Raw genomic sequence first — 24,250 nt, forward strand, 5'->3', positions numbered from 1 at the left:
GCCGGTCACCACCTCGTGGTGACCGGCGCACGCTCGCGTGGACGTCGACCCGGTCTCAGGCGACGGTGCAGGTCGCGCCGTTGAGGGTGAACGAGGACGGGCGGGCGTTGTTACCGCTGTGGTTGGCCTGGAAGCCGAAGCTCACCGAGCCGTTGGCGGGGATGCCGCCGTTGTAGGCGACGTTGCGGGCTGTCACCTGCCCCGAGTTGGGCGAGTAGGTGGCGTTCCAACCCGAGGTGATGGTCTGACCGCTGGGCAGGGTGAAGACCACGGACCAGCCGTTGACGGCGCTGGTGCTGGTGTTCGTGACAGTGATGTTCTCGGTCAGGCCGGTGTTCCAGGCGTTGATGGCGACCGTCACCCGGCAGGCGCCGGAGGCCGGCGGCGGCGTGGTCGGGGGCGGCGTGGTGGGCGGCGGGGTGGTGGGCGGCGGGGTGGTCGGGGGCGGGGTCGTGGTGTTTGTCAGTCCGAAGAACGCGATGGCGGACGCGGCCATCCCTCCGGAGGGCAGGCTGTGCCCGGCACCCTGGATGCTGTACGCCTCCACCTGGACGGTGCCGCTGCTGTCGGCGTACCGCCGCCGGTTCCAGTTGGCCTGGGGCGTGTCGGTGGAGGTGGGTGTCTGGCTCAGCCCGAACACGTTGGTCCACTGCTCGATCGTCTCCTGCAACAGCGAGTACGGCACGAGCGTGTCGCTGGTGCCGTGCCACAGCTGCACCCGCGGCCGTGGCCCGGAGTAGCCGGGGTACGCCTGGCGCACCGCGTCACCCCACTGCTGGGGAGTCCGGTTCATGTTCCCGCCGGTGCACTGGCTGCTGCCGGGCGGGTAGTCCGCCGCGTTGGCGAAGCAGTTGTACGGCACGCCCATGAACGCGGCGCCGGCCTTGAACACGTCGGGATAGAGGGCCAGCATGTGGTTCGTCATCATGCCGCCGGATGAGCTGCCGGTCGCGTAGACCCGCTCCGGGTCGGCCGAGTACTGCTGTTGCACGTACCGGATCATGCTGATGATCGACACCGGGTCGCTGCCCCCACCACGCCGCTTGGCGGCGTCCGACCAGGTGTCGAAGCAGTTGCCGAAGCCGGCCTGCTGGGTCGCGGACGGGTAGATCACGATGTATCCGTACCGGTCGGCCTGGCTGGCGAACTCGCTTCCGGAGTAGAACCCGGGGCCGGACCCGCCGCAGCCGTGCATCGCCACCACGACCGCCGGCCGGGCGGGGCGGTTGTCCGGCACGTAGACGTGCATGCGCATCCGGCCCGGGTTGTCGCCGAAGCTGGTCACCTCGGTCAGTGACGCCGCGTACGCGGGCCCGACCGTGGGGGCCACCAGGCCGGCCGCGACCAGTGACGCGGCCAGCGTGAGTAGCAGTTTCCTTCTGATTTTCACCGCACGACTCCTTCGATTGCCTGTGCAGGCTGGATTGGTCGTGCGATCCGGTTGCGGGTCTGCCCGACTCCCGCGGTGATCGCACGATGCCCGCTACCTGTGGTTCGCCCAGCCCGGCTTCGGATGGCGTCGCGTGGCAATTAGTGTTCCCCCCGGACCAACAAGTGTCAATCGAGGAATCTCTATTTGCGGCGGGTCGCGCCCGTCCGTCTACAGTCGTCATACCGTCCCCGAGGAGCACGGAGCGCCTGTGGCAAGCCTCTTCGACATCGACGAGATCTATCCGGACGATGGCGACCACCCACTCCGGCTGCCCCGCCGGCAGGTCGGCAACTCACCCCAGGGCGTCGCGGTGACCCTGTTGGCCGACTACACGCTGCGGACCCGGGTCGCCCTCCCGTCCGCTGCCATCGTCGCGTTGCTCGCCGAGACCGGCGTGACGACGGCCGGAGCGCGGACCGCGATCAGCCGGTTGGCCCGCCGTGGCGTGTTGGAGGGCAGTCGACTGGGGCGACGCAGCTCCTACCGGCTCAGCCGCGCGGCCGCCGCCAATCTCTCCGCCGGAGGGCACTGGATTCTCGCCTCCACCACCTCGACGGGCCGGTGGGACGGTAGCTGGACGATCGTCGCCTTCTCGCTGCCGCAGGACCGCAGTACGCAGCGCCGGGCGCTGCGGGCGCAACTTCGGTGGCTCGGTTACGCGCCGCTGTACGACGGGCTGTGGATCTCGCCGCAGACGTTGACCCCTGCGGCTCGGGCCCAGCTCGACCAGCTCACCCTCGGCGCGGTCACGGTGTTTCGTGGGCGGCAGACCGCGATCGCCTCGACCATTCACCGTGCGCCGATCGAGGCCTGGGACATCGAGGCGATCAGCCGGAGCTACGACGCGTTCCTGCGTCGTTGGACGCCCCTGTTGCCCGCCGTGGCGTCCGGGCAGGTCGACGGTGCCGCAGCGGTGCGGGCCCGGACAGAGGTCATGGACACCTTCCGACGTTTCCCGGTCCTCGACCCGCAGCTGCCGGTGGAACTCCTTCCACGGGAGTGGCTCAGGCAGCCGGCGCGGGAGCTGTTCGAGGCCGTCTACGACGGCCTCGCCGCACCTGCCGAACGACACGTCCGGGCGGTCGTCGAGCGGTTCGCCGACGCCGCGCAGCCCGGCATCGAGGCGCACACCACCGCCGACCTCGTCGCCGGCATACGCGCCGATGCCGACCCGGCGCAGCCGTCTGCGAGTGCCACGGCCACCGGGTGTTCGTGAGCCGTTGGGCAGCCGCTGTCGGGTGACGACTGTGAGCGATAACAGGATCGCCCTCTGAAGCGGTCCCGGTGGCGCGGTGGTGAGACTCGTCAGCTGGTCGCGCGGCGGTTGAGCACTGTCACCCAGGGCGTTTGGTACCGGGCGAAACGCGGCGTTCCGGGAGATCGGCGTGAACGGCCCGTTACGTCTTGACGAACGGCATGTTATCGCTCACTCTCGATATAGAGGACGATCGCTGTCTCGGCTCACCGGGCGAGCCGCACCGATCGGCCCACCGATCACGACGTCCGCAAGGGCATGCGGACGTCACCTCGGGACCCGGCAGGCGCCGGCGACAGCCCTCTCGGACTGTGCGTGCTGATGCCGGGCGGCCAGGAGGACCGCCCCGATCAGCTGTTCCGAGCGAAGTGGCACATCACCACCACCGATGCAACCACTGAAAAGGAACGCCATGAAACCCATGAGAACGATGCTGGCGGCGGCGACCATGGCCGTCGCCCTCACCACCGGTATGACGGTGGCGCTGACCCCCGCGTCCGGTGCCGGCACGACCCTGAAGGCGGCCGCCGCCGAGAAGGGCCGCTACTTCGGCGCGGCTGTCGCCGTCGGCAAGCTGTCGACTAGCGCATACACGACGATTTTGAACCGTGAGTTCAACAGTGTCGTGGCCGAGAACGAGATGAAGTGGAGCTCCACCGAGCCGCAGCAGGGCACCTTCACCTACTCCAGTGGTGACCGCCTGGTCAGTCACGCGCAGGCCAACGGCATGAGCGTGCGGGGTCACACCCTGTTGTGGCACGCGCAGCAGCCGGGCTGGGCGCAGGGCATGTCGGGCAGCGCGTTGCGTAACGCGATGATCAACCACGTCACCCAGGTCGCCACGCACTACCGGGGAAAGATCTACGCCTGGGACGTGGTGAACGAGGCGTTCGCCGACGGTGGTTCCGGTGGGCGGCGTGACTCCAACATGCAGCGCACCGGCAACGACTGGATCGAGGCGGCGTTCCGGGCGGCGCGGGCGGCGGATCCGGGTGCGAAGTTGTGTTATAACGACTACAACACCGACGGGGTCAACGCGAAGTCGACCGGGATCTACAACATGGTGCGGGACTTCAAGTCCCGTGGCGTGCCGATCGACTGCGTGGGTTTCCAGTCGCACCTGGGCACCTCGCTGGCCGGTGACTACCAGGCCAACCTGCAGCGGTTCGCCGACCTCGGCGTGGACGTCCAGATCACCGAGCTGGACGTGATGACCGGCGGCAACCAGGCCAACATCTACGGTGCCGTCACCCGCGCTTGCCTGGCCGTCTCGCGCTGCACCGGCATCACCACCTGGGGTGTACGGGACTGCGACTCGTGGCGTGGCTCGGACAACGCGCTGCTGTTCGACTGCAACGGCAACAAGAAGGCCGCGTACACCGCCGTCCTGGACGCCCTCAACGGCGGCTCGACCCCGCCCACCACGCCCCCGCCGGGCTCCGGCGTGGACACCAGCGCCTGGTACGTGTTGTTGAACCGCAACAGCGGCAAGGCGCTGGACGTGTACGCCTCGGCCACGAACGACGGGGCGCGGATCAGCCAGTGGACGCGCAACAACGGCGTCAACCAGCAGTGGCAGTTCGTCGACTCGGGGAGTGGCTACTACCGGGTGAAGTCCCGCAACTCCAGCAAGGTGCTCGACGTCAGTGGTTTCTCCACCGCTGACGGCGGCGCGATCGTGCAGTGGTCCGACCTCAACGGCACGAACCAGCAGTTCCGACTCGCGAACTCGGCCGACGGCTACGTACGTCTGATCAACCGCAACAGCAACAAGGCGGTCGAGGTGCAGGGTTCCTCCACCGCCGACGGCGGAAACATCGTCCAGTACGCCGACTGGGGCGGCAACAACCAGCAGTGGCAACTGGTCCGGATCGGCTGACGACCGGCGCCATCGACCGGGGGAGCGGGAGCTGCCGGCTGCTCGGGATCCGGCCGGCGCCCGCCTCCGGCGAGGTGTGACCAGTGGCGGCCCGCCCCATCCGGGGCGGGCCGCCCTGACCGTCAGGTCGCCGCTTGGCGTGATCGCGCAGATCGATAGCAATCATTTGACGTATGACGTATCACCCGCTAATTTTCACCCCGCGGGCCACCCGGCCACCGGGAGCCAGGACGTCGTACCGCGCAGTTCGGCGCGGCCTGCCACGAAGCCCGGATCGTGGCATCGCCATCGACGTATGCCTTTGGCCGCGGGTTGCCCGCACACAACACCCAGACGTGCTGCCGCCACCACCAGGACGCCGGTACGCACGCCACGGCACGCGCGGGCGCCTCCGCTCGTGGGTGACCCCGATCGAAGGAGTGGACCATGAAAGCCCTCGTAGAGGCTCGTCCCGCCTCTCGGCACAGATCTCGCTGGCGCTCAGGGTTGGCCGCGGCGGCGGCCGCGGCCATGGCAGCCAGCGCACTCGTCGCGGTCAACGCGGCGCCGGCGGCCGCAGCCACAGTGGACACCAACGCCTCCTATGTGTTGGTGAACCGCAACAGCGGCAAGGCGCTGGACCTGTACGCCTCGGCCACGAACGACGGGGCGCGGATCAGCCAGTGGACGCGCAACAACGGCGTCAACCAGCAGTGGCAGTTCGTCGACTCCGGGGGTGGCTACTACCGGATCAAGTCGCGGCTCTCGGGCAAGGTGCTCGACGTCAGTGGTTTCTCCACCGCTGACGGCGGCGCGATCGTGCAGTGGTCCGACCTCAACGGGACGAACCAGCAGTTCAGGCTGGCCGACTCGGACGGCGGCTACGTTCGGCTGATCAACCGCAACAGCAACAAGGCAGTCGAGGTGCAGGGCTCTTCCACCGCCGACGGCGGAAACATCGTCCAGTACGCCGACTGGGGCGGCACCAACCAGCAGTGGCAGCTCGTCGCCGTCGGCGGTGGCACCACCCCTCCACCGTCGGGTGGCAGCGGGTGCGGCAAGGCACCGGCGCTGGCCAGCGGCACGCACACGATCCAGAGCAACGGCAAGAGCCGGACCTTCATCCTCCGGGTGCCCGCCAACTACAACAACAGCAACCCCTACCGGCTGATCTTCGCCTTCCACTGGCGGGGCGGCACCATGCAGGAGATCTCCTCCGGCGGCACCAGCGGGACCGCCTGGTCCTACTACGGGCAGCAGGAGCAGTCGAACAACAGCGCCATCCTGGTGGCGCCCCAGGGGTTCGGCAACGGCTGGGGCAACTCCGGCGGTGAGGACATCACCTTCGTCGACGACATGATCAGCCGGATCGAGAGCAGCCTCTGCGTCAACCCGAGGCAGCGGTTCGCGCTCGGCTTCAGTTGGGGTGGCGGCATGAGCTACGCCGTCGCCTGCGCCCGAGCCAACGTCTTCCGGGCCGTCGCGGTCATCTCCGGCGCGCAGATCAGCGGGTGCAGTGGCGGTACGCAGCCGATCGCGTACTTCGGGCTGCACGGCATCACTGACAACGTCCTGAACATCTCCCAGGGCAGGGCGCTGCGCGACACCTTCGTCCGCAACAACGGTTGCACCGCGCAGAGCCCGCGCGAGCCGACCGGCGGCAGCCGCACCCACATCACCACCGTCTACTCCGGCTGCAGGTCCGGGTACCCGGTGCAGTGGGCCGCGTACGACAACGGCCACATGCCCGGCCCGGTGGACGGCACCTACGCCGAGAGTGGCATCACGACCTGGACCAAGGGTGAGATCTGGAGGTTCTTCGCCCAGTTCTCGTGACTCGTGTCGGCCTCAGCTGGCGGCGCCTGCTCCCGTTCCTCGGGGGCGGGCGCCGTCCGTTGCCCGTGGCGATCAGCGTTCGAGGCGGTCGGGGCTCCCCGAGCCGCTGCGGCGGACCAGCCAGGCCTCGGTGATGTGGGTGAACATCGCCTCGGCGGCGCCGTTCGAGTCGTGGGCGGCGATGCGCTCGTAGATGCGTCGGTGACCCTGGTTGGACGCCACGCACAGCGCCCGCTCGGTCCGGCCCATGTAGCGGGCGGTGTTGATGACCTGGCTCTCCAGCGCCCGTACGACGCCCCGAGCGATGCGGTTGCCGGATGCCTGCATGATCGTGTCGTGGAAGGCCCGGTCGTGGTCGTGGTAGGTGACGTGGTCGTCGACGAGTTCGTCCATCCGGTCCACCATGGCCCGCAGCCGATCGACGGTCTCGGCGTCGGCGTGGCGGGCGGCGACGTTCGCCATGTCGGACTCCAGCACCCGCCGGGTGACGACCAGGTCGTCGAGGATGGCGAGGCTGTCGTCCACCGCGATGGTCGCCGCGAGGACCAGCTCGTCGAGCATGTCCCAGTGCGCCGGTGGGGTCACCATGGTGCCGGCGCCCTGGCGGACCTGCACCAGCCCCTTCTCCTGGAGGATCTTCACTGCTTCCCGGACGACGGTCCGGCTCACGCCGAAGGTCTCGCAGAGGATCGGCTCGGGGGGTAGGGACGACCCGGACGGGTGTACGCCGCGGACAATGCGCTCCACCAGTTCGGCGGTGACCGCCCTGGCGAGGTTGGTCGGCCGACGCACCCATGCCGGGGTCCCCGGGCTGTTCAGGGCTGTTTCCTGCGGTGGCGTCATGTCCCCCTCCGATGGCTCGCCGTGGCACGACGTCCGGATCAGTGTACGGCCGACCGTTGACGTAACACGTCATACGAGTTACCTTCCGGTCAACATTTGGCTAGCGGGGCACCCGCCGGCCACCCCCCATATAGAGGTGACAACTGATGAGACAGCGCGCAATGTGGTCGGCCGTCCTCGTTGTGGGCCTGGCCCTGGCCGGTTGTGGAAGTGCTAGCGATTCGGGCAAATCGACCAGCTCCGATGGCAAGTTGGTCGTGTGGGACTGGAAATCCGGCGAGCCATTCGCCAAATCCTATCTGGACAAGGCCAAGGCCGACTTCAAGAAGAAGCACGCCGACGTCGAGGTCGAGTTCGTCGCGCAGCCGTTCGACCAGTACTACACCCTGCTCGGCGCGGCAATTCAGTCCGGCAAGGGCCCCGACGTCATGATGTTCAACGGCGGTGGCCAGATCCGCGACCGGGTGGACGCGTTGGTGCCGATCACCGACTACGTCGCCGAGGACAAGCAGCGGCTGGCCGGATGGGACGCGTTCACCAAGGACGGCAAGGTCTACGGCAGCCCGGTGACGCTGCAGGGCTACCCGATCTACTACAACAAGGAGATCTACCGGAAGGCCGGCCTCGACCCGGCCAGCCCGGCCACCACCTGGGACAAGTTCGTCGCGGACTGCGCCGCCATCGCCAAGGCCAACTCCAAGTGCTTCGCCCTCGGCAACAAGGAAGGCGTCGGCATCCAGTTCTGGCTCTCCAGCATGGGGTCGGTGACCCTCACCGCCGCGGAGTACGACGCCTGGATCACCGGCAAGCGCGACTGGACCTCGCCCAACGTGAAGCGGATCTTCGAGCTCTGGAAGGAGACCGGAGTCAAGAAGATGAACACGGACGGGGCCAACTCGACCGCGATGTTCAACGACTCCTTCGCAGCCTTCCAGTCCGGCAAGGCCGCCCACGTCATGGGCCTCATGTCCGACGTCGGGCACTGGAAGTCCTTCAACGAGTTCCTCACCGCGGAGAAGCTCGGCGTCATGAAGGCCCCGGTCGTCACCGCCGGCACCACCCCGAGCCTGCCGTATGACGGTGGCATCGGCTACGCCGTGGCCAAGTGGACGAAGGACCCGAAGGTGGCCGCCGACCTGGTGCGCTCCCTGACCGCGGCCGACGCGTTGAAGGCGTTCTACGCTGACGCCGGCGCGATCGCCGCCGACATCACGATCGACGTCTCGCAGGCCGGCCCGGCTGCCTCCACGATCGTCGCCGAGCTGAAGACCGGCAAGCCGGCTCTGCACGTCGCGCTCGACTCGAAGACGATCGACCTGATGGGGCGCCTCTCCCAGCAGCTGCTCAGCGGTTCGATCACCGTCGACGAGGTGGTGAAGCAGTTGGCCGCTTCCGACCAGGCGGGCTGACCTCGTGCCGATCGGAAACACGCAACCGTCGGTCCGCCTGGCTTCGGCCGGGCGGGCCGGCGGCCCGGCGGCCACCTCCCCCGCGCACCGCGGTGGCACCCGTCCCCGTCGCACCCGTGGCGGCCTGGGGGCCGAACGCTACGCCCCCTACATACTGGTCGCTCCGGCCGTCCTGATCATCGTGGCGCTGCGGCTCTACCCGCTGATCCTCGGGGTCAACTTCTCCTTCACCGGCGACGGTGACCGGAACGGAGAAGCGGTCGGGTTCGGCAACTACCAGGAACTGTTCGCTGATCCGCTGTTCCGCACCGCGCTGGGCAACGTCGGCCTGTTGGTGTTGCTGCTTCCGGTGGCGGTGGCGATCCCCGGTCTCCTCGCCACGTTCATCTTCCTCCGCGTGCCGGGCCACCGCTTCTACCGCAGCGTCTACTTCTTCCCGGCGGTGCTCTCGCCGGTCATCGTCGGGGCGATCTTCAACCTGCTGCTCGCCTTCGACGGCCCCCTGAACGCCGTGCTCGGGTCGATCGGTGTCGGTCCGGTGGACTGGCTCGGGGACCCGGACGTCGCGATGTTCATGGTGGTGGGCGTGCACATCTGGGCCACCTTCGGGATGGCGCTGGTGGTGTTCCTCGCCGGCTTCGCCACGCTGGACGCCGCGCTGCTGGACGCCGCCCGGGTGGACGGCGCCTCGCTGCGCCAGGTCGTCTGGCACGTCATCATCCCGAGCCTCGCCCGGACGATCCAGTTCGTCTTCGTGACCACGATGATCGGGATGCTGACCTCGATGTTCGGGCTGCTCTTCGTGATGACCAGCGGCGGCCCGGAGGGCTCGACATACCTGCCGGAGTACTACATCTGGATCCAGCAGGGCCAGATGAACCGCCCGGCTCTCGCGTCCGCCGCGTCCACAATCCTCTTCGCGATCATGCTCGTGGTGGGAATGTTGCAGATCAAACTGCTCGAACGATCGGGAAAGGTGGACTGATGTCCCGCGTCCGACTGGGACGGTGGATGATCGCCATCCCGATGTCACTGCTCGCGGTGGCGACGATCTACCCCCTGCTCTTCACAGCGAACGTCGCGTTGAAGACCCGCCGGGACTACATCCTGGACCGGTTCGGCCTGACCAGCACTCTGCAATGGGAGAACATCAGCACGGCGTGGACCAGCGTCGGCATGGGCCGCTACTTCGTCAACTCGCTGGTCGTGGTGACGTCGTCGGTGTTGCTGCTGCTCCTGCTCGGGTCGATGGCCGGCTTCGCGCTGAGCCAGTTGCGGTTCCGTGGCTCGTCGGCGTTGTTCCTGGGCTGCCTCGCGGGGCTCTTCATCCCGTTCCAGGTCATCATGGTGCCGCTCGCCCGGATCATGGCCGACACCGCGCTGATCGACACGTACCCGGGTCTGATCCTCGTCTACGTGGCCCAGTTCCTGCCCTTCACCGTCTTCCTGATGACGAGCTACTACAAGGGCATCCCACCGGAGATCGTCGACGCCGCCCGGATCGACGGCAACACCGTGTACGGCGTGTATCGCCGGATCATGCTGCCACTGGGCACCCCGGCGCTGCTGTCGGTCGGCATCCTCAACGCCCTGTTCTGCTGGAACGACGTCCTCATGGCGTTGGTGATGATGCCCTCGGCGGAGAACCGGACGCTCATGATCGGGGTGACCTCGTTGCGAGGGCAGTACAGCGACAACATCCCCACCTTCGCGTCCGGGGTGCTGATCGCCGCCATACCCGTCCTATTGGTCTACCTGTTCCTCCAGCGCCAAATTGCCGACGGCGTCGCCGCCGGTTCCACGAAGGGTTGACATGCGGATCACGGGATATCGGACGCTCACCACGGTCCAGGAATGGGGGCGCCCCGTCGGCGACGCCAACGGCGTGTTTTCCGACGGGGTGGTCCCGGTCTCGATCGTCCTCGTCGACACCGACGAGGGCATCACGGGCGTCGGCCTCGGGCCGCACGTCGAGATCGAGCGGATCTTTCCAGCCATCGAGGGCGAAGACCCCCGTGCCGTGACGTCCCTGTATGACCGCATGTTGCGGCACACCTTCAAGGCCGGCCACGCCGGCCCGGTGTTCGGCACCATCGGCGCTCTGGACACCGCGCTGTGGGACATCAAGGCGCAGGCCGCCGGCGAGCCGCTGTGGCGACTGCTGGGCGGACGGGACCGGCGGGTCACCGCCTACGCCTCCGGCCTGGACATCGGGCTCACCGACGACGAACTCGTGGCCGAGTACGAGGTCTACGCGAGCCACGGCCTTCGGGCGGCAAAGCTCAAGGGCGGCCTCGACATCGAGCGCGACCGACACCGCCTCAGCCTGGTCAGGGAGGTTCTGACCGAGGCCGGGCACGGCCGGCGGCCCGGCCTGATGCTCGACGTCAACGAGGCGTGGACCCGCAAGCAGGCCGTCCGACACGTCTGCGAGCTGGAACGCACCCTGGACCTCATCTGGATCGAGGAGCCGGTCCGGCGCTGGGACGCCGAGGGTCTCGCCGCGGTCAGCCGAGGCGTCTCCGCGTCGGTCGCCACCGGTGAGAACCTGACCGGGCTCGAACAGTACCGTCCGCTGATCGCCGCCGGTGCTGTCGACATCGTCCAGATGGCGGCCGTCTGGGGGGTCACCCACTTCCTGCGGGCGTCCGCCCTGGCCCATGCCCACGACCTGCCGGTCAGCCCGATCGGCAACAGCCCCGTCGGGCTGCTGCACGCCGCGACCTCGGTGCCGAACCACCTGACCAGCGAGTTGCAGGACCTGCACACACCCGTTGGTGTCTCCATCGACCTGCACGTCGAGGATGGCGCCTTCATCCTCGGCGACGCACCCGGTCTCGGGGTCCGGGTGGACGAGGAGCGGATCCGGGCGGTCAACCGCCGCCCGCAGGCGCAGACGGCCGACAGCCCCAACGTCCGGCCGGAGCGGGCCGGACGACGGCTGCTGGCCGGAGTCGACGGGGTGATCCCCACCCGCCAGGTGCCTGTCGTGTCGCTGAACTCCCGCAACGAGGTGTCGCCGACCGTACGGCACTGAGCTGAGCACCAGAGAAGGAAGGGCGTGGGTGCATCGCGACGGCGATGCACCCACGACCATGCCCGGTCGGCACGACCGACGTACCGACCGTCGAGACGGAGGAACGATGAAGGCAGTCGTCTACCGGGGAGCGCGACACCTCGGAATCGAGAACCGCGACCCGGAGCCACCGGGCCCCGGCCAGGTACGGATCGAGGTGGCCTACACCGGCATCTGCGGTACGGATCTGCACATCTACCACGGGGACATGGACGCCCGGGTTGGTGACTCCGCGATCATCGGGCACGAGATGTCCGGGCGGATCGCGGCCGTCGGCGACGGCGTGACCGGCTGGAACATCGGTCAGGCCGTCACCGTGATGCCGACCCGGCCCTGCGGACGCTGCGCCGCCTGCCAGCGGGGCAACTCACACGTCTGCCACGCGATGAACTTCCTCGGCATCGACTCACCGGGTGCCATGCAGTCCTCCTGGACGGTGCCGGTGGAACTGGTCCTGCCGCTTCCCGAGGAGTTGCCCCTCGACCACGCGGCGCTCGTCGAGCCGGTGGCGGTCGCCGTGCACGACGTACGTCGGGGGAACGTGACCGCCGACGACCAGGTCGTCGTGGTCGGTGGTGGGCCGGTCGGTGTCCTCATCGCCACCGTCGCCCGGGGCCGTGGCGCGCGGGTGCTCCTCGTCGAGCCGGACCCGTTCCGACGCGAGGTGGCGGAGGGGGTCGGGATCGAGGCCGTCGACCCGCGAGCGACCGACGTCGTGGCGCTGGTCAACGAGCGTACCGATGGCGCGGGCGCCGACATCGCCTTCGAGGTGTCCGGCGCACCGGCCGGCGTCACCACTGCTGTCGACGTCCTGACCACCCGTGGGCGGCTGGTCATGGTGGCGATCCATCCTCAGCCCCGCGAGGTCAACCTGCACCGGTTCTTCTGGCGTGAGCTGGAACTCCTGGGTGCCCGGCTGTATCAGCGCGACGACATGGTGGAGGCGATCCGGTTGGTCGCCTCGGGTGCCATCCCGGCACAGCGGCTGATCTCCCGGGTCGAGCCGGTCGAGGCGGCCAGCGCGGCCTTCGAGGCGCTGGAGGGTGGCGGCGTCATGAAGGTGCTGCTCGATGTGCGGGAGGGGAACCAGTGACGGCGTTGTTCGACCTGTCCGGCCAGACCGCCGTCGTGACCGGGGCGCGGCGCGGTATCGGCCTCGCCATGGCCGAGGCACTGGCCCTGGCGGGCGCCGACATCGTGGGGGTCTCCGCCCAGCTCGAAGCGGAGGGCAGCGAGGTCGAACGCCGGGTGCGCGCCACCGGCCGCCGGTTCACCGGGCTGCGGGCGGACCTGGGCGACCGGGCGGCCGTGCACCGGTTGGCCAGTGACATCACCGCTCTCGGGCCGGTCGACATCCTGGTGAACAACGGTGGCACGATCGCCCGGACCCCGGCCGCCGAGCACCCGGACGAGATGTGGGACCAGGTGATCGAGGTCAACCTCAGCAGCCAGTTCGTCCTCAGCCGGGAGATCGGCCGGACGATGGTCGAGCGCGGCCGAGGAAAGATCATCTTCACCGCGTCGCTGTTGAGCTTCCAGGGCGGCATCACCGTCCCCGGTTACGCCGCCTCGAAGTCGGGCGTGGCCGGCCTGACCAAGGCGCTGGCGAACGAGTGGGCGGCCCACGGGGTGAACGTCAACGCCATCGCGCCCGGCTACATCGCCACCGACAACACCCAGGCGCTGCGCGACGACCCCGACCGCAACCAGGCGATCCTCGGCCGGATTCCGGCCGGGCGGTGGGGCCGGGCCGACGATCTCGGCGGTGCCACAGTGTTCCTGGCGTCGACAGCGTCGGACTACGTCAACGGCGTGGTGCTGCCCGTCGACGGCGGCTGGTTGGGCCGATGACGGGCGCGCAGGAGCACGGGCGGGCCGGGATCGTCGACGCACACCACCACCTCTGGGTCCGGGCACGGCACCCGCAGCCGTGGATCGACCCGGTGACCATGGCGGCCATCGACGCCGACTTCGAACCCACCGATCTCGCGCCGCCGGCCCGGGCGGCCGGGGTCACAGCGACAGTGGTGGTGCAGTCCATCGCCTCCGTCACGGAGACGGTCGACCTGCTGGGAGTGGCCGCCGAGGACACCCTGGTCCGTGGGGTCGTCGGCTGGGTGGACCTGACCGCGGCCGACGTCGCGGAGCACCTCGACGGTCTGCGGGCAGCCCGAGGTGGGGAACGCCTCGTCGGCATCCGCCACCTCGTGCAGTCCGAGACCGACCCGGCCTACCTGGACCGTCCCGACGTCCGTCGGGGGATCGCGGCGGTGGGCGCCGCCGGCCTCGTCTTCGACCTGCTGGTACGCCAGCACCAACTCCCCGTGGCCGCGCGTCTCACACGCGACCTGCCGGAGGTCAGCTTCGTCCTCGACCACCTCGGCAAGCCCGCGCTCGGCAGTCCGGACATGGCCGAGTGGAGCCGGGACCTGCGGTCGTTGGCGGCCTCGCCCAACACGACGGCGAAGCTCTCCGGGCTGGTGACCGAGGTGCCGCACTCGCACTGGACGCCGGCCGACCTTCGACCCGCCGTCGAGGACGCCCTCGACGCGTTCGGGCCGGAGCGACTGATGTTCGGCTCGGACTGGCCGGTCTGCCTGCTCGCCAGTTCGTACCAGCGGTGGGTCGACACCCTGGCCGAGTTGCTGGAGGGCAGGGACGGGGCCGACCAGGCGTCGGTCTGGGGTGGGACGGCACGCCGCGTCTACGGGTTGGAGCCCTCATGATGGCGCGCTCACTGCCACGCCGCCCGCAGCTACGGCTCACCGAGCTGGGCTTCGGCGCGGCCCAGGGGGGCAACCTGTACCGGGCGACGACGGACGAGGAGTTCGCCTCGGCGGTCGACGCCGCGTGGGAGGCGGGCGTCCGGTACTTCGACACCGCGCCGCACTACGGTCTCGGGCTGTCCGAACGCCGCCTCGGCGTCGCGTTGCGCCAACGGCCGCGCGACGAGTACGTGGTGTCGACGAAGGTCGGGCGACTTCTGGTGCCGTCGCCTGGGGACGCGCACCTGCGGGACTCCGACGGGTTCGACGTGCCCGCCACCCACCGGCGGGTGTGGGACTTCAGCCGCGACGGCGTGCTGCGCTCCATCGAGGCCAGCCTGGAGCGGACCGGGCTGGACCGGATCGACGTCGTCTACCTGCACGACCCGGACGACCACTGGGAGCAGGCCGCGCACGAGGCCGTACCCGCCCTGGTCGACCTGCGTGACCAGGGCGTCGTGGGCGCGATCGGCGCCGGGATGAACCAGTCGGCGATGCTGGCCCGGTTCGTCCGGGAGACCGACGTCGACGTGATGATGTGCGCCGGGCGGTACACCCTGCTCGAACAGGGCGCCGCCGCCGATCTGCTGCCGGCCGCCGAGAGCCGGGGGGTGGGCGTCGTCATCGCGGGCGTCTACAACTCGGGCCTGCTCTCGCGGGACCGGCCGCCGGCCGACGCCGTCTACAACTACGAGCAGGCCCCGGCGGCGATGATCGAGCGGGCGCGGCGGATCGCCACCGTCTGTGAGAAGTACGGGGTGACACTGCCGCAGGCGGCGCTCGTCTTCGTCCGCCGGCACCCGGCCGTGGTGTCGACGGTGGTCGGCGTCCGCACCGAGGCGCAGGTGACCGAGACGGTACGACGCTCCGATGTCGCCGTACCCGAGGAGCTGTGGGGCGCCCTGGCGGCGGCCGGGCTGCTGGACGTGCCGCCTGGTCTGCCTGCCTGATCGACGACGACGTCCCGGCCGGGACCGGCTCCGTTACTCGGATACCGGTCCCGACCGGGACGTCATCTGTTACCGCGACAGCCGCAGGTCAGAGCGCGGTGAAGCGCCACTGCTGGTTCGTCGCGTTGCTGCAGGTCCACTGCAACACCCGGGCGCCGTCGGCCGTGGACGCGCCGTTGACGTCCAGGCAGAGCCCGCTCAGCACACTCTTCACCGAGTACACGCCGGAGGTTCCGGTCGCGGTGGCGGTGAACTTCTGCTGGTTGCCGTTGTTGCAGGTGGCCTGCTGGAGGAAGGCACCCGCCGCGGTCGAGCTGCCAGTGACCTCGACGCACTTGCCGCTGTGCACCGCCTTGAGGTAGAGCGCGCCGTTACCGGCGTCGACGGCCTGCCACTTCTGGTTGTTGCCACCGGTGGACGCCCACTGGGTGATCTGGGCGCCGTCGGCGGTGGAGACACCGCTGACGTCCATCAGCTTGTTGCTGTGCTGCGCCGTGACCGTGTAGGTCTTGCCGGCCAGGCCGGTGCCGGTGCCGGTGCCGGGTGTCCCGACGCCGTTGCCGCCGAAGGTGTGCGCGTCCAGATCGAACGAGTTGTTGCTGTTCTTGAACACCATGTAGAGCGTGTGCGTACCGCCGAGGGCGGCGACGCTCACCGGCGTCGTGGACTGGTAGTTGTCCCAGCCACCCGTGCTGGGCACCGTGGTGGTGGCCAGCAGGGTGCCGGTCGGCGAGTCGGCCCGCAGCTCGATCGAGCCGCCGCCGGACGGCGACGACAGCCGGTAGCTGACCGTCGAGATCCCCGACAGGTTCATCGGGTTGAACGCGATCCAGTCGTTGCTGGAGATGTCACCGACGCGCTTGGTGCTCTCCGCGGCCGCCTGGTCGACCACCCGGATGCCGGACTGGCTGCTGAAGTACTCGGACTGCTTGTGCTTCGGTTGCAGGATCGCCTGTGCGGTGCCGGTGAGCGGGGACCCGCCACCCGAGCCGCCGTTGTCGGTGTACCGCGCGTTCAGCACGTAGAACAGGTTGGCGCCATCGGGGTGCCCACCGAGCAGGTCGGTGGAGATGGTGCCCGAGCAGCCCGGGTACTCGGTGGTCTCGTGGGCGTGGTCGTCGTGACCCAGCGCCGGGTTGAGGAACACCTTCGAGCAGTCGACGGTTCCGCCGTCCGGATCGGTCACTGTGATCTGGTACGACACCTTGTCACCGAAGGTCAGCATGCCGCCGTTGCCCGGTGTGGTGATGGTGACCACCGGGGCGCTGTTGCCGACGGTGATCGGAACGTTGGCGAAGCCGGTCTTGCCGGCGCTGTTGGTGACCTTCAACTGGGCGGTGTAGTTGCCGTTGGAGGTGTACACCTTCGACGGGTTGGCCGCCGTCGAGGTGGTGCCGTCGCCGAACGTCCACAGGTAGCTCAGCGCGTTGCCGTCCGGGTCGGACGTGCCAGCGCTGCTGAACTGGACGGTCAGCGGTGCGCTGCCGCTGGTGGGCGTGCCGGTGGCCTTGACGATCGGTGACCGGCCGCCCTGGTTGTAGTCGATCCGGTAGAGCCCGGAGTCGCTGTTGCCGCCGCCGAAGTTGGTGCCCCACTCCAGCAGGTAGAGCGAGCCGTCCTTGCCGAACTCCATGTCCATCGGCTTGTTGAACCGCACGTTGGGCAGGAACGGGTTGGTGCGGGTGACCGCCGAGGAGGAGTCGAAGTGCACCTCCTTGACGTAGTTGCGCGCCCACTCGTAGAAGAAGTGCACACCGTCGTAGTAGGGCGGGAACTTCGTCGCGGAGGGGTTCGACGCGTCGTACCGGTAGACCGGGCCACCCATCGGCGCCGAGCCGCCGGAGCCCAACTCTGTGAAGGTCGGCGAGGTGCCGTAGCCATACCAGATGTTGGGTGCGACTACCGGCTTCAGGCTGGTCAGACCGGTGTTGTTCGGCGAGTTGTTGACCGGCGAGCTGCAGTTGAACTTGGAGCCGACGACGCCGGTGTCCGGGTTGAACGGCGCGTAGGGCTGGTTGTCGCCGTGGCAGAACGGCCAGCCGTAGTTACCGGCCTGCTTGATGACGTTCAGCTCGACCAGGCCCTCGGGCCCGCGGTTGGTGGTGGGCGGGTTCCGGTCCGGGCCGTAGTCGGCCAGGTAGACCCAGCCGTTGGCCGGGTCGATGGAGAAGCGGAACGGGTTGCGGAAGCCCATCGCGTAGACCTCGGGCTTGGTCTGCGCGGTGCCCTGGGGGTAGAGGTTGCCCGACGGGATGGTGTAGCCACCGCTGGCCGAGGGCCGGATGCGCAGCAGCTTGCCGCGCAGGTCGTTGGTGTTACCGGCGCTGCGGGCGGCATCGAGGTTGGACTTGCCCGACCGCCAGTCCAGCGGGGCGTAGCCCTGCCAGTTCGGGTCCAGGTTCGGCGGTGTGTCGTCGCCGGTGCCGATGAAGAGGTTGCCGTCCGGGCCGAACTTGATGTACCCGCCGGTGTGGCCGGGCTCGGGGAACGTGCGGTCCCGGTACGCCGGAATGTCGATGATCGTCACGCCGCTCGACGTGTTCAGCGTGTCACCGCTGACCGTGTAGCGGGAGACCCGGTTGACGTCGGTGCTGCTGCTGGCCGGCGAGTGGTAGAGGTAGATGTAGCCGTTGGTGGCGAAGTTGGGGTCCAGCGCCATACCGGTGAGGCCGTCCTCACCGCCGGTGTAGACGCTGAGCGTGCCGGCGGTGACGGTGCTGTTGGTGGAGGGCTTGAAGATCTTCACCTGGCCGCCGCGCTGGACGTAGAAGACCCGGCCGTCCGGTGCCACACCCAGCGCCATCGGGTCGACTGTGTTGTCGTCGAGGGTGCGCTTCTCGAAGTTGCCCCAGACGGTGCCGCCGCAGTCACCGGCGGCGTTACCGGCCGCCCACTTGATGCCACCGAGCACGTGATTCTGGAAGTTCGCCTCGCTGTAGGAACCGATCGCGTGGCCCATCGCGGTGGCCCACACCCGCCCGCCATTGGTGTTGCGGCACCAGGAGATCGGATGATCCGGGCCCATCGCCCGGGATCCCGGGTTGTACGTGCGCTCGTCGGCGGTCACCAGCACGTGCACGTTGCCGCGCGGGTTGGCGTCGAAGTTGTACCACTCTTCGCTGCGGGTCCACCGATCCGGCAGGCTGGCCGTGGACGGGTGCTTCTTGTCGGCGACGATGGCGGTGCCCTGGAGCACGCCGGGGGAGTGCTCTGGCATGTGGGCGCCACCGTTGATGGTCTGGTCCCACCACGGGTATTCGCTCTCGATGCCCATGTCGAGGGCGTTGTGGATGCCCACGATGCCCTTGCCGCTGGCGAGGTAACCCTCCACCGCCTGGCGCTGCGCCGCCGAGGTCCAGACCATGCCGGAGGTCTGGAGCATGACGATCACGTCGAAGGTGGCCAGGTTGCTGGCCGTGAAGACGCTGGAGTCCTCGGTGGCCACCACCTCGAAGTTGTTCGCGGTGGCCTGCTGCTGGATCATGCTGATCCCGGCGGCGATCGAGTCGTGGCGGTAGCCGGTGGTCTTACTGAACACCAGGGCGCGGAAGGCGGGGGCCGCCGACGCGGGTGGGGCGAGGCCGAGCGCCAGTAACAGGCCGGCGATCACCGAGATGAGCAATGTGTTACGACGCATGCCGTCTCCTAGGTTGGGCGGGCGTAGGGATTGCGACCACGGGCCCTCCGACGCGTCAGGTTGACCCTGGACACGTGAGGGGACGCGGGCGCGCTTGTCTGCCTCATGCCGTTCGCCGCAACGGCAGTCAGACCTGCGAGACGTCACACAGCGTGATCGTGGCTGTGGTTCTCGTCCCGGGGTCCACGAGGTCAGGATGAGCTAGAGATCGATGGCTGTCAATCCGCAAAGTAACGTCCGACGTCCTGCCCGGTGGACGGCGTCCGTGCCCGGCTTCCTCACTGCGGTGCCGCCTGTCGATCCCGGCCCGACCTGGCAGTCAGGCTTGATCGAGGATTGCGGACCCGCATCCAAACATCTATCTTCATACGTGTGATGTTTCGTCGGTGTCAAGGGAATGTTTGCACCGCAAGAACGTAAGTCGTGGTTGTCGCCACGAAAGCTTGTTGTTCAGTGCCTCAAAGCCGCCGTAGTGTGGCATCTAAACGTGTCTATGACTACTGTCTGTGAGGGCTTTCGGGATGTCAGATCCGCCGCCGACGCCGCTTCTCACCCTCCGGGGCATCGGCAAGTCCTTCCTCGGAGTCCGCGTTCTCGACGGTGTCGACCTCGATGTCGCGCCGGGCGAGGTGCACGCCGTTGTCGGTGAGAACGGTGCCGGGAAGTCGACCCTCATGAAGATCGTCTCGGGCGGGCACGCCCCGGACGGTGGCACTGTCGAGTTCGCCGGTGCGACGCGTACGTTCCGTGGCCCGCGCGACGCGCAGCGGGCCGGCATCGGCATCATCCACCAGGAATTCAACCTGCTCCCGGAGCGCACCGTCGCGGAGAACGTCTACCTGGGGCACGAGCCGGTCCGACGCGGGCTCGTCGACCGTCGGGGGATGATCGACCGCACCACGCGGCTGCTCGCCTCGATCGGTGAGACCACGTTGCCGGCCGACGCCCGGGTGGGGCAGCTGGGCGTCGCGCAGCAGCAGGTCGTCGAGATCGCCAAGGCGCTCGCCCTGGACGCGCGGCTGCTCATCATGGACGAGCCGACCGCCGCGTTGGCCGACCACGAGGTCGAGCTGCTCTACGGGCTGGTGCGCCGACTCCAGGAGCGGGGCATCGGGCTGCTGTACGTCTCGCACCGGCTCGCCGAGGTCTTCGACCTGTCCGGGCGGATCACAGTGCTCAAGGACGGCCGTCACGTCACCACAGTGGACACCGCTGACACCACCGCCGACGAGTTGGTACGGCACATGGTCGGCCGGGAACTGTCCAGCTACTACCCGGACCGGGCCGCCCCCGAGGACCGGGGCCCGGTGCGGCTCAACCTTCGCGACGCGGGCAACCGGAAGCTGCGCGACATCAACCTCCAGTTGCGCGCCGGCGAGGTGCTCGGCATCGGCGGCCTCCAGGGTTCCGGGCGCTCGGCGCTGGCCCGCGCGATCTTCGGGGTGTCGCCGTTCACGACCGGCGACATCACACTCGACGACCGGCCGGTCCGCCTGCGCTCACCCCGCACCGCCATGCGGGCCGGCATCGCCTACGTCACCGAGGACCGCAAGGGCGAGGGGATCGTCCCCCGGCAGTCGGTGCTGGACAACGCGCTGCTCGCCAGCCGGGCCGTCTTCGCCGCCCGGTCCGGCCGGGCGGCGAGGACCGCCCGGGTACGCGAGTTGCTGGCCGCCGTGGAGATCCGCGGCGCCGGCGACGACCAGGAGATCCGTTTCCTGTCCGGGGGCAACCAGCAGAAGGTCGTGCTGGCCCGATGGCTCGCGCTCAACCCGCGGATCCTGCTCTTCGACGAGCCGACCCGGGGCATCGACGTGGGCGCGAAATCAGCCATCCACGATCTCGTCCGCCGCCTCGCCCGCGATGGCGCGGCCGTGCTGATGATCTCGTCCGATCTACCGGAGCTGCTGGGAATGAGTGACCGGATCGTCGTCATGCGGGACGGCCACGTCGCGGGTGAGCTGCCCGCCGGCGCGACCGAGGAGGAGGTCGTCGCGCTGGCGGTCGGCACGACACGTGAGGTTGCCGCATGAGCGCTCTGTCGCTGCTGCCGGCCCGGCGTTCCGTACCGGGCGTGTTCGTGGCCCTGACCCTGACCCTGACGATCGGTTGGCTGGTCGTCCTGCTCGACGGTGGTCAACTCTTCAACCAGTCCACGACCGTCAGTCTGCTGCATGTCGCGGCCGGCCTCGGGCTGGTCGCGGTGGGCCAGACCCTTGTCATCCTGGGAGGCTCGCTCGACCTCTCGGTGGCGTACGTGATCAGTCTCAGCACCCTCGTCGCGGCCGAGACGATGAACGGCAGCGACGGCGCGGTGCTGCCGGCGATCGGCCTGGTGCTCGTCGTCAGCGCCGGTGTCGGGTTGCTCAACGGGCTCCTCGTCACCAGGTTCCGGGTCAACGCGTTCATCGCGACCCTGGGCGTCGGGTTGCTGCTCAAGGGTTACCTCGACAACGGCTACGACGGCCCGGCCGGCACCACCGCACCCTCGCTCGTGCAGGCGCTCGGCTATCAGCGGGTCGGGCCCGTGCCGGTGTCGTTCCTGCTGTTGATAGCGGTCACCGCGGCGGCCTGGTTCGCGCTGTCGCGAACCCGCTTCGGCCACCACCTGGTCGCCGTCGGCGGGGACCCGGAGGTGGCACGGCTCTCCGGCGTCCGCAACGACCGGGTCCTCGTCACCGCCCACGTCCTGTGTTCGATGTGCGCGGGGCTGGCCGGCATCTACCTCGCCAGTCGGCTCGGCTCGGGCGCACCCCGGGTCGGCACCGAGGGCCTCTACGACCTGGAGTCGATCGCCGCGGTGGTGATCGGCGGAACCGCCCTCGCCGGTGGGCGCGGCGGCGTCATCGGCACGGTCGGCGGGGTGCTGCTGCTGGCCAGCATCGACGCCATCTTCAACCAGCTCGAGGTCGACGCCTTCTTCAAGCAGGTGATCCGGGGCGTCATCATCATCGCCGCGGTCGCCGTCTACGCCCGCCGGGCCATGCGAAAGGCGGCCTAGCCATGCAGACCGTCCAGCCCCGTTCCCTGCCACTGCGTCTGCCGCGGCTGCGTCCCGGTGGCGTCCTGCCGATCCTCGCGATCCTCGCGGTGCTGTTGGTGCTCGTCGGCATTCGTCAGCCCGACTTCCTGGCCCCGCAGTCGCTGATGTCCTTCCTCGGCCGTTCGGCCCCGATCATCCTGCTCGCCGCCGGCCAGTACTTCGTGATCGTGTCCGGCGAATTCGACCTGTCGGTCGGTTCCCTGGTCACCGCCCAGGTGGTGGTGGCCGCCCGGCTGATCGACAGCGACCCGTCGCGTACCTGGCCGGTGGTGCTGCTCCTGCTCGCCTTCGGCGCACTGGTCGGGCTGGTCAACGGCCTGATCACGACACGGCTGCGGGTGCCGTCTTTCATCACCACCCTCGGCATGTTCCTGATCCTCGTCGGCGCTGTCTACCTGTGGTCCGACGGCGCACCGAAGGGTGGGCTCTCCGAGGAGTTCCGGCGGTTCGGCCGGCGGGCCTTCGAGGACGTGCCGGTGCTGGGCCGCGTGCCGTACGCGCTGTTGGTCCTGGTGGTCCTGGCGGTGGCGGCCGTGCTGCTGATGCGCTCGGACTTCGGCCGGACGCTGGTCGCCGTCGGCGACAACCCGCGTACCGCCGAGCTCAGCGGCGTACGCGTCTGGCGTACCCGGACCTTCGCCTTCATCCTCAGCGGGCTCGCGGCGGCGGTGGCGGCAATCCTCCTGGGCGGCTACAGCGGCGTGTCGTTCCAGGCCGGCGCGGGCCTGGAGTTCGGTGCGATCACCGCTGTCGTCCTTGGTGGAGTGGCGCTCGGCGGAGGTCGCGGCGCGGTCGTCGGGGCGATGCTCGGCGCGCTGACCCTCGAACTGCTGTTCGCCCTCATGAATTTCTACGGCGTCTCCGGCGCCCTCAGGTCGACCGTCCAGGGCGCGATCATTCTGCTCGCCGTGGCGGTCTCGGCAACCCGTTCTTCGTCGAGATAAAGGGGAAACCATAGTGCGACGTTCCATGGCGGCCATTGCCGCTGTCACCCTGCTGTCCCTTGCCGCCTGTGCCACCGACGAGCCGGCCGCGAGCCCGTCGGGAAGCGCGTCCGCCGCCACTGGTTCCGGCACCGGAGACCAGTCGAAGTTCTTCGTGCAGGCCGACTACGACGCCGAGTTGGCGCTGCTCGACGCGGCACCGACGGGCCCGGCCGACAAGCCGTGGGAGCAGGTGCTCAACCCCACGATGGTCGACACCGCCAAGTTCAAGAAGAACGGCCCGCACAAGATCTGCTTCTCGAACGCGGCGCTGAACAACCCCTGGCGGCAGGTCGGGTTCAAGACCATGCAGGCCGAGGTCGAGGCGCAGAAGAGCCGCATCAAGGAGTTCGTGCACGTCGACGCCGAAGGTAAGGACCAGAAGCAGATCGCTGACATCAACGACCTGCTCGGCAAGGGCTGCGACGCGCTGATCGTCTCGCCGAACACCACCGCCACGCTCACCCCGGCCGTCGAGGCCGCCTGCAAGGCGGGGCTGCCGGTCGTCGTCTTCGACCGCGGTGTCAACACGAAGTGCCCGGTGACGTTCATCAACCCCATCGGCGGTTACGGGTTCGGCCACGTCGGGGCCGAGTTCGTCAGCCAGAAGATGAAGCCCGGTGGCAAGGTCCTCGCCCTGCGGATCCTGCCGGGCGTGGACGTCCTGGAGACCCGCTGGTCGGCGGCGAAGGTGGCGTTCGACAAGGCGAAGGTCGACGTCGTGGGCGTCGAGTTCACCGACGGTGACCCGGCCAAGACCAAGAAGATCGTCGACGACTACATCCAGCGGTACGGCACGATCGACGGTGTCTGGATGGACGCCGGGGCGACGGCCGTCGCGGCGGTCGAGGCGTTCCAGGACGCGGGCAAGCCCGTTCCGCCGATGAACGGCGAGGACCAGCTCGACTTCCTGAAGATCTGGAAGGACAAGAACCTCACCGCTATCGCACCGACCTACCCGACCTACCAGTGGCGGACGCCGATTCTGGCGGTGCTGCAGATCCTCGACGGCAAGCAGGTGTCCAGCCCGTGGAAGCTGCCACAGCCGACCGTCACGCAGGACAACCTCGACAAGTACCTCGACCCGAGCATGCCGCCGCTGCACTACGCGATGTGCGGCTGCACCGACCTGCCCGGCTACCCGCAGCGCTGGAAGTAGGAAC

18 protein-coding genes are annotated in these 24,250 nt (G+C 68.8%); 15 read left to right on the forward strand and 3 right to left on the reverse strand.

Translation table 11 applies throughout. The annotated features are described in order from the left end of the window. Nucleotides 1-55: 55 nt before the first annotated feature. Nucleotides 56-1,390, reverse strand: coding sequence for an extracellular catalytic domain type 1 short-chain-length polyhydroxyalkanoate depolymerase (locus tag ACLQ3F_RS03260; RefSeq protein WP_425845852.1), 1,335 nt, complete (start codon nt 1,388-1,390; stop codon nt 56-58). A gap of 250 nt (nt 1,391-1,640) precedes the next feature. Between ACLQ3F_RS03260 and ACLQ3F_RS03265 the strand changes: the two genes are divergently transcribed. The 3 genes from ACLQ3F_RS03265 to ACLQ3F_RS03275 all read left to right on the forward strand — a co-directional run bounded on the left by ACLQ3F_RS03265 (nt 1,641) and on the right by ACLQ3F_RS03275 (nt 6,381). Further along, on the forward strand, nt 1,641-2,648 hold the full coding sequence (locus tag ACLQ3F_RS03265) for a PaaX family transcriptional regulator C-terminal domain-containing protein (RefSeq protein WP_425845855.1): 1,008 nt from the start codon (nt 1,641-1,643) through the stop codon (nt 2,646-2,648). A gap of 451 nt (nt 2,649-3,099) precedes the next feature. After that, nucleotides 3,100-4,566 carry an endo-1,4-beta-xylanase gene (locus tag ACLQ3F_RS03270; protein ID WP_355006935.1) on the forward strand — a complete coding sequence of 489 codons (1,467 nt, stop codon included), beginning with the start codon at nt 3,100-3,102 and terminating at the stop codon, nt 4,564-4,566. Between the two features lie 426 nt (nt 4,567-4,992). Beyond that, a complete protein-coding gene (locus ACLQ3F_RS03275) occupies nt 4,993-6,381 on the forward strand; it encodes an RICIN domain-containing protein (protein WP_425845858.1) in 1,389 nt (462 codons plus the stop codon). Between the two features lie 72 nt (nt 6,382-6,453). Here the strand turns inward: ACLQ3F_RS03275 and ACLQ3F_RS03280 are convergent, their stop codons facing one another. Continuing rightward, nucleotides 6,454-7,224 carry a FadR/GntR family transcriptional regulator gene (locus tag ACLQ3F_RS03280; protein WP_357232325.1) on the reverse strand — a complete coding sequence of 257 codons (771 nt, stop codon included), beginning with the start codon at nt 7,222-7,224 and terminating at the stop codon, nt 6,454-6,456. A 146-nt stretch (nt 7,225-7,370) separates the two neighbouring features. Between ACLQ3F_RS03280 and ACLQ3F_RS03285 the strand changes: the two genes are divergently transcribed. From ACLQ3F_RS03285 to ACLQ3F_RS03320, 8 genes are all read left to right on the forward strand, one after another. Continuing rightward, on the forward strand, nt 7,371-8,633 hold the full coding sequence (locus tag ACLQ3F_RS03285) for an ABC transporter substrate-binding protein (RefSeq protein WP_425845860.1): 1,263 nt from the start codon (nt 7,371-7,373) through the stop codon (nt 8,631-8,633). Between the two features lie 4 nt (nt 8,634-8,637). Further along, nucleotides 8,638-9,618, forward strand: a complete 981-nt coding sequence (locus ACLQ3F_RS03290) for a carbohydrate ABC transporter permease (protein WP_357232328.1) — start codon at nt 8,638-8,640, stop codon at nt 9,616-9,618. Further along, complete coding sequence (locus ACLQ3F_RS03295; RefSeq protein WP_355006931.1) at nt 9,618-10,445, forward strand: carbohydrate ABC transporter permease; 828 nt, start codon at nt 9,618-9,620, stop codon at nt 10,443-10,445. The genes ACLQ3F_RS03290 and ACLQ3F_RS03295 overlap by 1 nt, the downstream gene beginning before the upstream one ends. 1 nt (nt 10,446) lies before the next feature. Further along, nucleotides 10,447-11,670, forward strand: coding sequence for a mandelate racemase/muconate lactonizing enzyme family protein (locus ACLQ3F_RS03300; protein WP_355006930.1), 1,224 nt, complete (start codon nt 10,447-10,449; stop codon nt 11,668-11,670). Between the two features lie 106 nt (nt 11,671-11,776). After that, nucleotides 11,777-12,802, forward strand: coding sequence for a zinc-dependent alcohol dehydrogenase (locus ACLQ3F_RS03305; RefSeq protein WP_425845864.1), 1,026 nt, complete (start codon nt 11,777-11,779; stop codon nt 12,800-12,802). Then, entirely contained in the window at nt 12,799-13,560 is a 762-nt protein-coding gene (locus ACLQ3F_RS03310) for an SDR family NAD(P)-dependent oxidoreductase (protein ID WP_357207226.1), read from the forward strand. Before ACLQ3F_RS03305 ends, ACLQ3F_RS03310 begins: the two co-directional genes overlap by 4 nt. Beyond that, on the forward strand, nt 13,557-14,435 hold the full coding sequence (locus ACLQ3F_RS03315; RefSeq protein ID WP_425845867.1) for an amidohydrolase family protein: 879 nt from the start codon (nt 13,557-13,559) through the stop codon (nt 14,433-14,435). Before ACLQ3F_RS03310 ends, ACLQ3F_RS03315 begins: the two co-directional genes overlap by 4 nt. Next, the gene (locus ACLQ3F_RS03320) at nt 14,432-15,424 is read left to right on the forward strand and encodes an aldo/keto reductase (protein WP_425845869.1); all 993 of its coding nucleotides are present in this window, start codon (nt 14,432-14,434) and stop codon (nt 15,422-15,424) included. The genes ACLQ3F_RS03315 and ACLQ3F_RS03320 overlap by 4 nt, the downstream gene beginning before the upstream one ends. An 88-nt stretch (nt 15,425-15,512) precedes the next feature. Here the strand turns inward: ACLQ3F_RS03320 and ACLQ3F_RS03325 are convergent, their stop codons facing one another. Continuing rightward, nucleotides 15,513-19,061 (reverse strand): ThuA domain-containing protein, encoded by a 3,549-nt coding sequence (locus ACLQ3F_RS03325; protein WP_357262134.1) that lies wholly within the window; start codon nt 19,059-19,061, stop codon nt 15,513-15,515. Between the two features lie 521 nt (nt 19,062-19,582). Here ACLQ3F_RS03325 and ACLQ3F_RS03330 point away from each other — a divergent pair. From ACLQ3F_RS03330 to ACLQ3F_RS03345, 4 genes are read left to right on the forward strand one after another with little or no spacing between them, the layout of a single operon-like run. After that, nucleotides 19,583-21,094: a sugar ABC transporter ATP-binding protein gene (locus ACLQ3F_RS03330; RefSeq protein WP_425845873.1), complete on the forward strand. Its 1,512-nt coding sequence runs from the start codon at nt 19,583-19,585 to the stop codon at nt 21,092-21,094. Next, nucleotides 21,091-22,062 carry an ABC transporter permease gene (locus tag ACLQ3F_RS03335; protein ID WP_112585260.1) on the forward strand — a complete coding sequence of 324 codons (972 nt, stop codon included), beginning with the start codon at nt 21,091-21,093 and terminating at the stop codon, nt 22,060-22,062. The genes ACLQ3F_RS03330 and ACLQ3F_RS03335 overlap by 4 nt, the downstream gene beginning before the upstream one ends. A 2-nt stretch (nt 22,063-22,064) precedes the next feature. Beyond that, nucleotides 22,065-23,048: an ABC transporter permease gene (locus tag ACLQ3F_RS03340; protein ID WP_425845877.1), complete on the forward strand. Its 984-nt coding sequence runs from the start codon at nt 22,065-22,067 to the stop codon at nt 23,046-23,048. 13 nt (nt 23,049-23,061) lie between these two features. Further along, nucleotides 23,062-24,246 carry an ABC transporter substrate-binding protein gene (locus ACLQ3F_RS03345; protein ID WP_307857817.1) on the forward strand — a complete coding sequence of 395 codons (1,185 nt, stop codon included), beginning with the start codon at nt 23,062-23,064 and terminating at the stop codon, nt 24,244-24,246. Nucleotides 24,247-24,250: the final 4 nt, after the last annotated feature.

It is taken from the genome of Micromonospora sp. DT15, from assembly GCF_049841475.1.
In the GTDB taxonomy this organism is placed as follows: Bacteria; Actinomycetota; Actinomycetes; order Mycobacteriales; family Micromonosporaceae; genus Micromonospora.